Source organism: Sorangium sp. So ce363 (assembly GCF_051520435.1).
Taxonomy (GTDB): Bacteria; Myxococcota_A; Polyangia; order Polyangiales; family Polyangiaceae; genus Sorangium; species Sorangium cellulosum_B.
This window is the reverse complement of sequence record NZ_CP150333.1, coordinates 10,663,528-10,677,399: the sequence shown is the minus strand read 5'-3', so window position 1 is coordinate 10,677,399 and position 13,872 is coordinate 10,663,528. Positions and strand designations below refer to the sequence as shown.

14 protein-coding genes are annotated in these 13,872 nt (G+C 71.6%); 8 read left to right on the top strand and 6 right to left on the bottom strand.

Annotated elements, in window-relative coordinates:
* Nucleotides 1-346 precede the first annotated feature (346 nt).
* The 4 genes from WMF12_RS40185 to WMF12_RS40170 all read left to right on the top strand — a co-directional run bounded on the left by WMF12_RS40185 (nt 347) and on the right by WMF12_RS40170 (nt 5,114).
* Entirely contained in the window at nt 347-1,495 is a 1,149-nt protein-coding gene (locus tag WMF12_RS40185) for a hypothetical protein (RefSeq protein ID WP_437853740.1), read from the top strand.
* Nucleotides 1,496-1,552: 57 nt separating this feature from the next.
* Entirely contained in the window at nt 1,553-2,578 is a 1,026-nt protein-coding gene (locus tag WMF12_RS40180; protein WP_437853738.1) for an expansin EXLX1 family cellulose-binding protein, read from the top strand.
* 214 nt (nt 2,579-2,792) lie between these two features.
* Nucleotides 2,793-3,896: an alpha-hydroxy acid oxidase gene (locus WMF12_RS40175; protein ID WP_437853736.1), complete on the top strand. Its 1,104-nt coding sequence runs from the start codon at nt 2,793-2,795 to the stop codon at nt 3,894-3,896.
* 300 nt (nt 3,897-4,196) lie between these two features.
* Nucleotides 4,197-5,114, top strand: a complete 918-nt coding sequence (locus WMF12_RS40170) for a metallophosphoesterase (protein WP_437742028.1) — start codon at nt 4,197-4,199, stop codon at nt 5,112-5,114.
* Between the two features lie 117 nt (nt 5,115-5,231).
* Here the strand turns inward: WMF12_RS40170 and WMF12_RS40165 are convergent, their stop codons facing one another.
* Both WMF12_RS40165 and WMF12_RS40160 read right to left on the bottom strand, forming a co-directional pair.
* Nucleotides 5,232-5,888 (bottom strand): hypothetical protein, encoded by a 657-nt coding sequence (locus tag WMF12_RS40165; RefSeq protein ID WP_437853734.1) that lies wholly within the window; start codon nt 5,886-5,888, stop codon nt 5,232-5,234.
* Entirely contained in the window at nt 5,885-6,226 is a 342-nt protein-coding gene (locus WMF12_RS40160; RefSeq protein WP_437853732.1) for a hypothetical protein, read from the bottom strand. The genes WMF12_RS40165 and WMF12_RS40160 overlap by 4 nt, the downstream gene beginning before the upstream one ends.
* 333 nt (nt 6,227-6,559) lie before the next feature.
* Here WMF12_RS40160 and WMF12_RS40155 point away from each other — a divergent pair, with 333 nt between their 5' ends.
* Nucleotides 6,560-7,321 (top strand): hypothetical protein, encoded by a 762-nt coding sequence (locus tag WMF12_RS40155; RefSeq protein ID WP_437853731.1) that lies wholly within the window; start codon nt 6,560-6,562, stop codon nt 7,319-7,321.
* Nucleotides 7,322-7,380: 59 nt separating this feature from the next.
* Here the strand turns inward: WMF12_RS40155 and WMF12_RS40150 are convergent, their stop codons facing one another.
* Nucleotides 7,381-8,076, bottom strand: a complete 696-nt coding sequence (locus WMF12_RS40150; RefSeq protein ID WP_437853729.1) for a Kazal-type serine protease inhibitor family protein — start codon at nt 8,074-8,076, stop codon at nt 7,381-7,383.
* 786 nt (nt 8,077-8,862) lie between these two features.
* Between WMF12_RS40150 and WMF12_RS40145 the strand changes: the two genes are divergently transcribed.
* The gene (locus tag WMF12_RS40145; RefSeq protein WP_437853727.1) at nt 8,863-10,089 is read left to right on the top strand and encodes an ROK family protein; all 1,227 of its coding nucleotides are present in this window, start codon (nt 8,863-8,865) and stop codon (nt 10,087-10,089) included.
* 11 nt (nt 10,090-10,100) lie between these two features.
* Here WMF12_RS40145 and WMF12_RS40140 read toward each other — a convergent pair whose 3' ends face one another.
* Together WMF12_RS40140 and WMF12_RS40135 are read right to left on the bottom strand one after the other, a co-directional pair.
* Nucleotides 10,101-10,454 carry a membrane spanning transport protein gene (locus WMF12_RS40140; protein WP_437853725.1) on the bottom strand — a complete coding sequence of 118 codons (354 nt, stop codon included), beginning with the start codon at nt 10,452-10,454 and terminating at the stop codon, nt 10,101-10,103.
* An 89-nt stretch (nt 10,455-10,543) separates the two neighbouring features.
* The gene (locus WMF12_RS40135) at nt 10,544-11,323 is read right to left on the bottom strand and encodes a helix-turn-helix domain-containing protein (RefSeq protein ID WP_437853723.1); all 780 of its coding nucleotides are present in this window, start codon (nt 11,321-11,323) and stop codon (nt 10,544-10,546) included.
* A 94-nt stretch (nt 11,324-11,417) separates the two neighbouring features.
* Here WMF12_RS40135 and WMF12_RS40130 point away from each other — a divergent pair, with 94 nt between their 5' ends.
* Nucleotides 11,418-11,621, top strand: a complete 204-nt coding sequence (locus WMF12_RS40130; RefSeq protein ID WP_437742020.1) for a CopZ family metallochaperone — start codon at nt 11,418-11,420, stop codon at nt 11,619-11,621.
* Nucleotides 11,622-11,668: 47 nt separating this feature from the next.
* A complete protein-coding gene (locus tag WMF12_RS40125; protein ID WP_437742019.1) occupies nt 11,669-13,048 on the top strand; it encodes a GH1 family beta-glucosidase in 1,380 nt (459 codons plus the stop codon).
* A gap of 366 nt (nt 13,049-13,414) precedes the next feature.
* Here the strand turns inward: WMF12_RS40125 and WMF12_RS40120 are convergent, their stop codons facing one another.
* On the bottom strand, nt 13,415-13,735 hold the full coding sequence (locus tag WMF12_RS40120) for a hypothetical protein (RefSeq protein ID WP_437853720.1): 321 nt from the start codon (nt 13,733-13,735) through the stop codon (nt 13,415-13,417).
* Between the last annotated feature and the right edge of the window lie 137 nt (nt 13,736-13,872).

Here is a 13,872-nt window from a genome sequence, read left to right as displayed (position 1 = left end):
CCGTCACGGCATCCGGCGATGTTTCCCGGGTTGACGCTACACGCCGTTCGCCCGATAGCTTTCGCATGCGTTCGGGGAACATCCAGGCCCTGCTCGGAGTCGGGCCGCGGTGGTGAGCTATCCCCCCCTGGGCGCGCGCGTGCTCGTGTTGGCGGCGCTCGCCGCCTGCCGTGACGGCTCGGGTACGCCGGGCGCCGGGCCGGCGCCCGACGCGGGTGTTGCGGCGCAGGGGCCCTCCGTTGCGCCCACCGCGAGCGCGGCCAGTGCCGCGAGCGCGGCCAGTGCCGCGAGCGCATTGTCGCTGGACGCGGGGGTGGCGGACGCAGCAGCGGCAGATGCGGCAGCGGTGGGTGCGGCAGCTCCGGACGCCGCCGCGCCAGACGCGGCAGCTCCAGACGCCGCCGCGCTGGGCGCAGGCTGTACGCTGCGCCGAGGGCCGCTCTCGCTCTCGCTCCGTGGGCCGGCGCTGCTCTGGTCTCCCGACGAGGCGGAGCGCGCCGACTTCCGGGTGATCTTCAACCGCGACGGCGTGGCGCAGCACGTCGCGCCGTCGTTCGGTGGGCTCACCGCGCCAGGCTCTCCGCCCGCGGAGGCCGCGCCCGACGCCGGGGATGGCAGCGGCGATCCAGCGCGCGCCTCGTGGCCGGCGTGCGCGGTGGCCTCCCGGTTCGTGTACTGCATGGATCACGGCGGCACGATCCGGAGGACCCCGCTCGGCGGCGGCGAGGGGCCGCCCATCGGCGCCGGGCGCCGCGGCACGGGGATCTCCGCCGTCGCGCTGCCCGGAGGGCACACGCTGCTCGCCTTTCTCTCGGATCGGAAGACGAGCGAGGGCGCCGTGACGCAGGCCTTCGCTGTGCTCGACGACGGGGCCGCCGTGCCGCTCTCCGAGGAGGGCAGCGGCGCCACCTTCGTCGCGCTGTCGCCCTGGAAGGGAGGCGCGCTCGCGATGTACATCGACGCGCGGTCGGCGCTGACGCCGGTGCACGCCCGCACGCTGGGGCTCACGGCGGAAGGCAAGCTCGAGCTCGGCCCTGACGCGGTCGTCTTCGTCGGCGACGCGGGGGAATCGCGGATGGGCGGCGCGCTCGCCATCGGCGCCGCAGGGCCTGCGTACGCGCTCCTGCCGGCGGCGAAGGACATCTCGGCGTTCGGCATGGCGGCGATCCGCGTCGACGAGGCGCCGCGCGACGACATGCCCGCGGTCTGGTCGCTCTACCCGAACGGGCTCAGCCCCGCGCCGATCGCGGCCACGCAGGGCGTCTCGCCGATCCACGTGGCCCGGGTCCGGCCGGTCTCGCGCGAGCCCGGGGCGCGTCACGCGCTCGAGCTCGGGCAGCTCGACGGCGAAGGGCGGTTTCACGCGCGCTGCGTCGCGGTGGAGGGCAAGTCGTTCAAGCACGTGGCCATCGAGGCGGATCGCGGCGGCTCGCTGTGGATCGCGTACACGACGGCGGCCGGCACCTTCATCGAGCAGCGCGCCGCGGGGCCGTGATAAGCCAGTCGCGTGGATTCGCGAATCCATTCCTATCGTAAATCTTAAGGAGTCGAGATGAAGCTAGGTTATCTGCCCAGGGGCATTTCATGGCCGCTCGTGTCGCTGATCGCGCTCGGCGTCGCTGGCTGCAGCGACGGCGGCGGCGGTGACGCCGGCAGCGCGGAGAGCGCCTCGTCCGCCGCCGGCGGGCCGGGGGGCGCGGGCGCGGTCGGCGCCAGCGCCGGCACAGGCGCAGGGGGCGGGGACGGCGTCACGACGGGCGCGGGCGCTGGTCCGGGCAGCTCCACGACGGCCGGCTCCACCTCCTCGACGAGCGGCGGCGAGCCCAGCGCCACGAGCACCGGCGCGACCACCTCGACGGGAACGGGCAGCGAGCCGGTGAGCTGCGACTATCCCGCGGAGTACGCGAACGGATCCATCACCTTCTACACGCTCGACATGGGCTCGACCGAGGTGAACTGCAGCTACCCGATCGTCGGGCGCAACCCGGACGTCGTCGGGCACGTCCCGTTCGGCGGAGGCCAGTACTTCGCCGCCATGAACACCACCGACTACGACGCGGCGGCGATGTGCGGCGCGTGCGTCGAGGTCTCCCGGGACGACGGGCGCAAGGTGCAGGCCATGGTCGTGGACCAGTGCCCGATCGCCACGAACCCGAAGTGCACGGCGGGCCACATCGATCTCAGCAAGAGCGCTTTTCTCAAGATCGGCGAAGAGCGCGAGGGGTATCTGGGGACCACCCACGGCGGCGCGGCGGGGAAGATCTCCTGGCGGTACATCCCCTGTCCGACGACGAGCGCCGTCTCCTTCCGCCTCAAGGACGCGAGCAACAAGTACTGGAACGAGATCCTCGTCGAGGGGCATGCGCACCCGATCGAGAAGCTGGAGGTGGAGATCAACGGCACGTGGCAGACGGCCACGCGGCAGTCGTACAACTATTTCGTCGTCGGCGACGGGAACATGGGGAATGCGCCCTATCACGTCCGCGCCACCGACATCAACGGTTCCACCGTGGAAGCGATGCTGGACCTCAAGGCCGGAAACCAGCCCGCGAGCGGGCAGTTCGCCGCCTGCAACTGAGACCGAGGCCTACGCACCCCTGCTCGAGGGCGGCCGCCCGGAGGCCCGGTGGTGGACGCGCCCCTCGCCCGGCGCGGCCGAGGTCCTACGGGCGCCGCGGCCGCGCCGGGCTGCGGGGAAGCGCGCTCGCCAGCCCGGCTGGTCCCGGGGCCAGCTGATAGGATGGCCGCCCCCTGCGGTCGCGACGCGCCGCCGGGATCTCCAGGAGAACACCGTGCAAGACCCTCGCCCCGCTCCGTCGCTGCTCACCGTCGACGACTTCGAGCGCGCAGCGCGCGCCCGGCTGTCGAAGATGGCCTATGACTACTACCGATCCGGCGCCGACGAGGGCCGCACGCTCCGCGAGAACCGGCGCGCATTCCGCCGCCTCGAGATCCATTACCGCGTCCTCGTCGACGTGGCCGAGCGGGACATGAGCACGACGGTGCTCGGCACGAGGGTGCCGTTCCCCATCCTCGTGGCGCCGACGGCCTATCAGCGCCTCGCGCACCCCGACGGTGAGATCGCCTCCTCGCGGGCGGCCTCCGAGCTCGGCACCATCTTCACGCTCTCCACCCTCTCGACGACGAGCCTCGAGGCGGTCGCGGGCGCGTCTCCAGGGCCGAAGTGGTTCCAGCTCTACGTCCACAAGGATCGCGGCCTCACGCGCGCCCTCGTCGAGCGGGCCGAGTCCTCCGGCTACCGGGCGCTGATGCTGACCGTCGACACACCGGTCCTCGGCCGCCGGATAGCGGACGTGCGCAACGGCTTCGCGCTGCCCGAGGGGCTCGTGATGGCGAACCTCGTCGACGTCGCGGCGGCCGCGCCGGCCGAGGAGCGGGGCTCTCTGCTCGCGTCCTACGTCGCCTCCCGACATGACGCCTCGCTGACGTGGCGCGACGTCGGGTGGCTCGCCTCGCTCACGAAGCTCCCACTCCTGCTCAAGGGCATCGTCAGGCCGGACGACGCGGTCCGCGCGCTCGACGCGGGCGCCGCCGGCGTCGTCGTCTCCAACCACGGCGCGCGGCAGCTCGACGGCGCCCCCGCGACGATCGAGGCCCTCCCGGCGATCGCCGACGCGGTCGCCGGGAGGTGCCTGGTGCTGATGGACGGCGGTATCCGGTGGGGTACCGACGTGCTGAAGGCGATCGCGCTCGGCGCCCGCGCGGTGCTGGTCGGACGCCCAGTCCTGTGGGGGCTCGCCGCGCTCGGCGGCGAGGGCGTCGCGCGCGTGCTCGCGGGGTTGCGCGATGAGCTCTCGATCGCCATGGCGCTCGCCGGCTGTCCTACCCTGGCATCCATCGATCGCGACCTGATCCGACGAGCTCAGGCGCGATGATGGATGCCTGAGTCGCACGAGCGCGGAGTTTTCCAAGATCGGCGCTGTCTCGCGTGCAGCCTGGCGGACGGCGACGATCGCGACGCGCACGTCGCTCACGTCGACGCATTGCTGCGCTCCGCTGAATCGAGGTGTCAAGGCGTCTTCGACGAAAGAAAAGGTGGCGGCCATTCAGCCTCACCCGTACACTCGGCCATCGTGAGCAGCGCAGTACCTGCGAGGGAGCGGTGGCGGAGGCTCTTCACGCGAGGCGCTGGCGCCTCCGGGGGGGAGCCCGCGCCTGAGGGAGCGGACCCGGCCATGGGGATTCGGCTCCGGCGTTTTGCGGGGCCGGCGGCCTACCTCGATCAGATGTCGTCGCTCCGGATTGCCCACCTGACCGATCAGCATGTCGGTCGCGTGACGTCGGTGCGGGTGCAGCGCGCGGCCGTCGCGCTGACGAACCTGCAGCGGCCCGACCTCGTCGTGCTCACGGGCGATTTCGTGTGTCACAGCCAGCTCTACCTCGATCAGCTGGAAGAGGTGGTGCGCGGCTTCGAGGCGCCGGTGATCGCCGTGCTGGGGAATCACGATCACTGGTCGGGCGCCGACGCGGTGAAGCGCGCGCTCGAGCGGGGCGGCGCCGCGGTGCTCTGCAACGCGAGCACGGTGATCACGCTGGGCCATGAGCGGCTCCAGGTGGTGGGGCTCGACGACGCGTATACGGGCCACGCGTCGCTCGAGAAGGCGGTGAAGGGGATGCGGCGCGACCTGCCGACGCTGGGCCTCTCGCACATCGCCGAGGAGGCGGACGGGCTCTGGCGCCATGGCATCCCGCTTGTGCTGTCGGGCCACACGCACGCGGGCCAGGTGACGGTCGCGCGCCTGAACGAGCTCTCGATCGGCAAGATCGCGGGGCACCGGTACATTCACGGGCTCTACGGCACGCGCAAGCGGGGGGAGCCTGGCCAGGGGGCGGTCTACGTCGGGGCGGGGATCGGCGCGGCGGTGATGCCGTTGCGCCTCGGCGAGCGGGGCCAGCGGGAGGTCGCGATCTTCGAGCTCGGCAGCGAGCCGGGGTCGTTCGACGAGCACCACGCGGAGCAGGAGCCGCACCTGGGGCGCAAGCCGTCTCCGGAGCTCATGGCGAGCCGCGCGGCGAAGGTGGCGAGGAACCGCGAGCGGCGGGCGCGGGGGCACCGGCACGGCGAGGGGAGCGTCGGCGGCGGAGAGCCGTAGCGCTGCAGCGCCCAAGGCCGTCTCTGCTTGCGCAGGTCAGAGATCCGTCTTCGCGCCTTTGCGTCTTTGCGTTGAAATCTCTCCCTGGATCCCTGGCCGGACTCCTGGTGAGTAGAATTAGTAGCGAAAGCCCAGGGCTCCCGAGGGCCCCCAGAGGATCGCCGAGGCGAGATCGACGTTCATCCGAGCCTCGAGGTAGATCGCGTGCTGATCGAGGGTGACGAGGTCGTAGCTCAGGTGCCCGCTGAACCCGAACGCCGTGGAGGTCATGGACGACGTTGACGTCGCGCGGGTCACCGCGAGCAGGAGCAGGCCCGCGCCTCCGCCGAGCCGGAAATCGCCGAGGTGGGTCTCCACCGCGAAGCTCGGGCGGAACATGCGCGCGGGGAGGCCGAACTCGGTGACGCCGACGAAGCCCTCGAACCCTCCCCAGAGCGCGACGTGCTCGAGCGTGCCCCCGGCGGCGGCGCCGAAGCTCGCTCCATAGATGGCGAGGGAATAGAAGCTTTGCCACGAGCCCCCGGCGTGGAGCTTGACGCCGAAGCCGCGCTTCCACCCCTCCGGGCCCTCGGGTACGGGCGCCCCAGGCGGCGCGGTCGACGGCGCCTGTGCGGTCGCGGGCGTCGCGGGCGGCGGCGAGGGGAGGGGCGCCAGAGCGGGCGGCCCCGGAGGAGGCTGCGGCTCCTGCGCGCTGGCGAGGGCGGGGGCGAGGAGCCCGGAGAGCACGGCCGCGCCGCCCCATCGCCGCCTCGACGAGCGGATACGCCGCCTCATCGACACACCACCGGGCGCGCGACGCCTGCGCTCCCCCCCTCGGCGAGCTTCATGCGCGCGGCCGCCTGCTCGCAGACGTTGCTCGCGACGAGGTCGCCGCACTCCCTGTCCTGGATGCACCGGCTCTCGTCGGCCGTGAGCCACAGCTCCTCGTTCCCGTTACAGCCGACGTTCTGCTGGCAGAGCGCGGGAGTCGCGGCGAACGACGGACAGCACTCCTCGAGATGCGCAGCCGCATTTTCGCACAGGAACTCCTGCTCGCTGATGCCCATCCCGAGGGCGAGCGGCGCGAGCAGGAGGACGCACAGGATTCGACGGGCAGAGATCCAGGATCTCACGTTCAACCTCGCTGCAAAGCGTGAATGCGGCGCGACGGAGCCCGGCGCCCCGGGCGCCATGGCATCCTACCGCGACCGCAGGCCCATGTCCCCATGTCCTCGGCCCCGCCCCCCCCGCACGCTCGAGGAACCCCGCGGGTCGGTCGATTCGCATTGACGCCCGTCATGTGAACGTTCACATTGTCGGCCGCACGTCCTCCTTTGGCTTCGTCCGGTAGTGCACCGGGCCGCTCACGAACCTGACATGGTCACGCGAACGAGCCGTGATATCAAGGCAACGACGTTTCGCGTCCCCAGCCTCTACTGCCGGCGCCCTCGCCGGACTGGTGTAAAATGAGAATCTCTTTGATCGTGGTCCCTGCGATGATGGTCCTTCTCGCCTGCGGCTCCGATTCCGACCCGCCTGCGGACGATCAGGCCAGCTCCAGCACGACGAGCGCTGCGGGTTCGGGCGGGGGAGCCTCGACGGCCGCCAGCACGAGCGCCTCCAGCAGCGCGAGCTCCAGCGGCAGCGGCGGGGCCGGTGGCAGCGGCGGCAGCGGCGGGGTCGGCGGCAGCGGCGGCGAAGGAGAAAACCTGCTCGCCGCGGCCGACAGCATCGACGGCTTCCGCTGGGAGATGCCGTGCGACCAGGACCCGGGCAACAGCGACGAGTGTGCGTGTTCGGCGCTGGTCGACGAGAAGAAGACGTTCGGCGGCTCGCCCGACACGGTCTATCTGGTGACCGTCCGGCTCCGCGGCGTCGTCGAGCCGGAGACCTACAAGGGCGGCACGCCCGACGGCATGCACTTCCGCGTGGGCGGTACACCCGACAACGCGACGTACAACCGCTACAGCATCTCTGTCTCCGACCCGGCCGAGGTCTACTGGCTCAACGATAGCCCCACCGTGGGGCACGACACGTTCATCATCGACCACACGAAGACCATTCCGATCCGGGGCGGATCCACGGTGTCCTTCAAGGGTGAGGATCCGAATCACACCAGCATCGCCAACTTCAAGCATCTGGTCGTGGAAGGCGTCCCCCCGGCGCCCGAGCCGTACGTCGGTCAATTCATCCAGCTCGACGTGCAATCCGTCGAGAAGCAGCCGTGAACGCGCGCCGCCCGCGCTCCTCGCGCTCGAGCAGCCGCGGAGCGGGGCGGCGATCTCGCTCACTCGATCGGCGCGTCCGCGCACGCGCCCCGCGCGTCGACGGAGGTGCCGCTCGCTGCCGCCGTGCAAGCGTTGGCGTACGTCTGGCCGTCACAGCCGCACACGGGAGCGAGCTCCTTCGTGCAAACATCGGGCTTCTCCGCGCAGGTGCCGGACGCGTCCGCGCGCCCGCAGATCGCGGACGGCGCGTACTTGCAGTAGAGCCCCTCGCCGCACACGCGCGGCCCGCCGAGGGTGAAGCCGCCACAGCTCTCGCCGATCCCCACGATCGTGGGGCCGCACTCCCCCGCGCTCCTCACCGAGACGCCGGCCGTGGCCGCGACGCAGCCGTTGCTGTAGGTGCGGCCATCGCAGCCGCACACCGGATCGTAGTTCTGCGGGCACGCGTCGGGCATGAGCTCGCACGTGCCGCTCCGGTCGTACGCGCCGCAGTTCGCCTCGGGGGCGAAGTCGCAATATAGGCCCGCCGCGCAGCGTATGCCGGCGATGCCCCCGCACATGCCGCCGGGCCGCGCGAGGGTGAAGCGGCTCTCGTGCTCGAAATACGCCGGTGCTGCCGCCACGTCGCTCACCGCGAGCGCGCCCTCGGCGGCCCCGGTCTCCTCCGCATCCGCGACCTCGGCATCATCGTATGTCGCCGTGCAGGCGGCGAGCGTCACAGCGAACACTGCACCCAGAACATGTGTCATCTTCATGATCGTGAAAACTCCTCGTGAGGAAGCGCCCCGGCGCTCCGGGCGTCTCCTCGGCCATGCGCATCGCGCGCGAGCTGGGCAAAGCGTCGCTGTGCGATGTCGCCGTGTCCTCCAACCCGTCGAGCCCTGGCTCGACCTGGGGCGACAGTGCGTCGGCATGTCAGGACTCCAGCGCCTTGACGATCGCTCCCCTTCACGCCCCGCGGCGTCTGCGCTCATCGATCCGGTGTTTGCTCGCTTCCCGCGTTTGCCGTTTGTCGTTCATTGAGCGTCGATTGCCGATGAGCGCCTGCCGTCTGTCATCCACCGCTTCTCGTTCGTTGCCGTCTGCAATCGGTGTTCCCTTGGAGAAGAGATGAGCCCGCCCGCCGCGGAGCTTCGCGGCGTCGCGGGAGCGGGGAGCGGGGCGATCGCCAGGTCCGGGCGGGTCGGACGCCGAGAGGGCCGCGCGCTCCCTGTTTCCCCCTCACATGCGGCGATGCGGCGTTCCGCCACACGGGGGTGCGGGCTGTAGGAGCCCATCCCCCGAAGCGGGGCAGTTTGCTACGTGGAGGGCGGGAGGGGCGCTGCGCCGGTGGCCGTCCGGGCAGCGACGATTGTGATGCTGACATAAGCAGCTGACGCGCCGCGGGGTGGGGGGGCGTCGAGGCAGCGACGCGCGGAGAAGCGCGGGAGAGCGCGGGAGAGCGCGGGAGACCAAACTCGCCGCGCGCGCTTTCGTGACAGCTCGGCTGCGACGCCCCTTGCTTTTGCTGCACGAGGACGGCTAAGTCTGGTTTTGCTCGAATGGTCCGTGCCAACGACAAGACGGCGAACAACCGTACCCCTCGGGAGCTGAACCGCTCCCTCGTCCTCGACCTCGTGCAAGAGCACGGTCCGATCTCCCGCACGAACCTCGCGCGGTTGAGCGGGCTGACCAAGCCGACGGTCTCGGCCATCATCGAGGAGCTCCTCGACAGCGGCAGCGTCCGCGATGTCGGGACCGAATCGCGCGGCGGGCGCCCAGCGCGGCTCCTCGAGTTCAACGACGACAGCGCGGCCTTCCTCGGCATCGAGATCGGTGTCGAGAAGACGGCCGTGGCCGTGGCCGACGCCCGCGGGCGGCTGCGGGCGCGGCTGGAGCAGCCCACCGTCCTGCGCGATCCGCACCGGACGGTCCGCGATATCGTCGAGCTCTTGCCGAAGGTGCTGCAGCTGAGTGGGGTGCCGCGGAAGCGGCTGCGCGGCGCCTGCGCGGTCTTGCCTGGGCTCATCGAGCGGCCGAGCGGCGTCTGCGTGCTTGCGCCCAACCTGGGCTGGGAGCGGTTCCCTGTGCGCGCGGAGCTCAGCCGCGCGCTTCGCATGCAGGTGCCTGTGTACAACCTGCCTCAGGCAGCGGCGGTGGCGGAAGGGGAGCTCGGCGCGGCGCGGGGGCACGCGTCGTATGTGTGGATCTACGTCGGGCTCGGCGTCGGCGCGGGCCTCGTCGCCGATGGACGCCTGTTCTTCGGGATGCAGGGGTACAGCGGGGAGATCGGCCACTGCCGCGTTGCGGACGACGGCCCTCCTTGCGGCTGCGGGCGCCGCGGATGTCTGGAGACGTTCGCCTCGGTCATGGCGCTCCGGCGCGCCGCCGAGGCGGCGTCGGCGCGCTCACCGCAGCTCGCCGCGCTCGCTCGCCCGCACGCGGTCAGCGCCGTCGCGAGCGCGGCGCTCGCCGGCGACGAGAGCGCCCGCGCGATCTTCCACGAGGCGGGCACGCAGCTCGCGCGCGGCATCGCGGTCCTGCTGAACCTGCTCAACCCCCAGCTCATCGTGCTGGGCGGCGAGCTGCTGGCGGCGCCCGACATCCTCCTTGCCGGCGTGCGCGAGGAGCTGCCGCGCCACGCCGTCCGCGGCGCGGACGTGCCGGTCGTCGCCTCTCCGCTGGGCGACGAGGCTGGCGTGCTCGGCGCCCTCCTGCTCGCGCGCGAGGGCGCGGTTCGCTCGCTCCGCCTCGTGCCCGACGGCGTGCTCCAGGACAGCGCGCCGTAGGTGATCGGGTTCTAGGCGAGCGAGGCGCGCTCTCCGCGCGCCGGGTCGCCCTTCGGGGCGGGCGACCCGGACCGCCCCTCGGCGAGGAGCGGCGCGAACGCGTGGCGATCATGCCAGGTGAGGGCGCCGAGCAGGCCGAGGAGGACGACGGCGTTGATGCCGGCGCGGGGGTCCAGCAGAAGGTGGAACAGGGCGATGTTCACCACGACCGGCCATAACAGCGCGAGCGCGAGGGGACGGCGGCGGTCGAGGAGGAGCAGGACCGCGGCGGCGATCTCGACGACCTTGACGGCGTGGATGTAGCCGCTGTCGACAAGCAGCTGGATGAACGGGTGGAGCGGCTCGGGGACCGGCACGATGCGCACGAATCCGTTGATGCCGCCGAGCAGGACGATGAGGCCGAGGGCGACGCGGGCTGCGCCGACAGCGCGGGGGGCATGGATCCTCCTTGGGTTCAGGGGATCACCATGGCCCCGGCCGTGGCCTCGGCTTGTACGAAGCGGCTGCGAGCGACCGAGCCCGGCGTGCGGCCCAGCGTGGCGACGATCGCGCGGGCCAGGTGGGCCTGGTCGTGGAAGCCGCCGGCGAGCGCCGCCTGCGCCAGCGGGGCGCCCTCCATGAGCGCCCGGATGGCCGTCCGCACGCGCAGGAAGGTCACGTAATCGCGCAGCGGGTGGCCGAAGGCGCCGTGAAACAGGTGGGAGAGCCGCGAGCGAGAGAGGCCCTCCGCGGCGGCGAGCGGGCCCAGCGCGGGGCGGCCCGGCGCCTGCTCCGCCAGGCGGCGCATGGCGCGGAGCACGCGGCGATCGACCGGCGGGCCGCCCGGCGCGAACGCACCGGCGCACGCCCTCATGAGCTCGTGCGTCGCCGCGTGATCGAGCCGGCCGCGGAGCGCGTCGCGCGCCGCCGAGCGCGCCCGCTCGGCCTGCGCGCCTTCGAGGACGAGCACCCGCCCGCGGGCGGCCGCCTGCGCGCCGGCGCCGAGCCCCTCGGGCGCAAGAAAGGTCGTCACCGTCGCGCCGGGAGAGCCGATGGAATGGGCGACCCCGGCGCCGGTGAGCACGGGCGCGCGCACCTCGAACGGCCGCCCGACCTCGGCCTCGATCTCGAGAGGACCCTCGACCGGCACCACCAGCTTGACCAGGTGGAGCGCATGGCGGCGCGTCCCCCCGGCGCCCTCGATGATGTGCACGCCGCCGTGGCCGACAAGCGCCGTGTGCTCGAGAGCCGTCACGCTCGAGAGCACATCACGCGGGCGTGGACGCCGCAACCGGCGCAACCGGCGTGCCCTCGTTGACGCTGCTGCCTCGAGCGGGCATAGGGGGGAGATGCGCAGAATCGCTATCGAAGGGATGACCTGCGGCCACTGCGTCCAGGCGGTCTCGAAGGCGCTCGCGAAGGTCCCTGGCGTGACGCGGGTGAGCGAGGTGAGCCTCGAGCGCGGAGAGGCGGTCGTCGAGGGGAGCGCGGCGGCGGAGGCCCTCCTCGCGGCCGTGCGCGAGGCCGGCTACGAGGCGCGCGACGCTGGCTGACGCCGCGGTGCCGGAGCTCGGCCGCCTTTGGTATGGTGGCGGCCACCATGACGCGACAGCAGAGCGAAGAGCGCTTTCCGGAAGGGTTCCTGTGGGGCGCCGCCGCGGCGTCGTACCAGATCGAGGGCGCCGCGCACGAGGACGGCAAGGGGCCGTCCGTGTGGGACATGTTCTGCAAGAAGCCGGACGCTGTGTGGAACGGCCAGACGGGCGACGTCGCGTGCGACCACTACCACCGGTACCAGGAGGACGTCGCCCTCATGCGCGACATCGGCCTCCGCGCCTATCGACTCAGCACCTCGTGGCCGCGTGTCCTCCCGGAGGGCACGGGCGCCGTCAATGAGCGCGGGCTCGCGTTCTACGATCGCCTCGTGGACGCGCTGCTCGAGGCGGGCGTCGAGCCCCACATCACGCTGTTCCACTGGGACTTTCCTCTCGCGCTCTACCACAAGGGCGGGTGGCTGAACCGCGACAGCGCCGACTGGTTCGCCGAGTACACGAGCGTCGTGGTCAGGAAGCTCGGCGATCGGGTGAAGGACTGGATGACGCTCAACGAGCCTCAGGTGTTCGCCGGCGCCGGCCACTACGAGGGGCGCCACGCCCCCGGCGACCGGCTGCGCTTCGCCGAGGTGCTCCGGGTCTGCCACCACGTCTTGCTCGCGCACGGCAAGTCGGTGCAGGCCATCCGCGCGGCGAGCCCCGGGAGGTGCAACGTCTATTATGCGCCCGTCGCGCAGGTGAAATACCCCGCGACCTCGTCGCCGGAGGATCTGGAGGCGGCGCGCGCGGCCACGTGGTCGGTGAACGCGCGGACCACGTGGACCAACACGTGGTGGATGGATCCCGTGTTCTTCGGCAGGTACCCCGAGGACGGGCTCCGCCTGTTCGCGAACGAGCTGCCCGAGGTCCGGAGCGGCGACATGGAGATCATCGCGCAGCCGGTCGATTTCTGCGGCGTGAACGTCTACTGGGGAGTCCCGGTGCGCGCCGGGGCGAACGGCGCAGCCGAGGTGGTGCCCCACCCGGTGGGACACCCGATCACCGCGTTCGAGTGGTCGGTCACCCCCGAGTGCCTCTACTGGGGGCCCAGGTTCTTCTACGAGCGGTACAAGCGGCCCATCGTGATCACCGAGAACGGGCTGTCGACCCGGGACTGGATCTCGCTCGACGGGAAGGTGCACGACCCCCAGCGCATCGATTTCATGGCGCGCCACCTGATCGAGCTCCGCCGGGCGATCGCCGATGGCGCGGCCGTGAACGGCTACTTCCACTGGTCGATCATGGACAACTTCGAGTGGGCCCACGGCTACAAACACCGCTTCGGCCTCGTCTTCGTCGACTACCCGACGGGCAGGCGCGTCCTCAAGGACTCGGCGCACTGGTATCGTGAGGTCATCGCCTCGAACGGCGCGACCCTCGGGGGGTGAGCGGGGCCGCGTCACGCGCAGCGACCCGATAATCTGCGGCGTTAACCAGGCTCGTTCGGTCACGCTCAGGGCACGAATCCTGCCCCCCACCACCGATCACCAACGTGAACGTGAACGTTTACGTGGTCGTGGTCGTGGTCGTTCACGGCCTGTCGTTGACGACCACGACCACGACCACGTAAACGTTCGGATGTAGGAGAACGCGGCGCGAAGCTTGGTTAACGCCGAGGGGATGGGCGTGATCGCCGCCGACTGCAGAGCGAAGGCGGTGTGAGGAACGGCCATTCGCCCGTGATCGCCGGGCGAATGGCCGTGTCGCCGGCGCGCGCTGCGCGGCCCGCTCCTCGATAAAGCGCCTCGGGCGGCTCAGGAGGCGATCGGCTCGTCGCCGTCTTCGTCCTCGTCGTCTTCTTCGTCGTCTTCGAGCGACTCGTCGCCTCCGCCCGCCAGGTCGTACCCGTGCGGATCGAACTCATCGAACATCGCCTGCAGGCGCTCGCTCAGGGAATCCCACGTGTCCGGCGGCTCGCTCGCCTGGCGGTCGCGCTCGGCGAGGGCGAGCGCGGCGGCGACCACCGCCGTCAGCGGGCGCGCGTCCTGGAGCACCGCGACCTTCGAGGCGTCGCCGCTGCACGCGTAAGCCAGCAGATACGCCCTGTAGATCTCCTCATTCGTCTTGTCGCTCATTCCTGATCCTTCGTCCTTGTCGTCCGCGCGCCGCCCGTCGCCCCGTCGCCGTGCTCTGGCCTCCTGGGCGCCGTGGAACCCGGGGGCGCGAGCCTAGCCCATCTCGGCGGCCCTCGGGGCCGCGTCGCGCCGGGAGC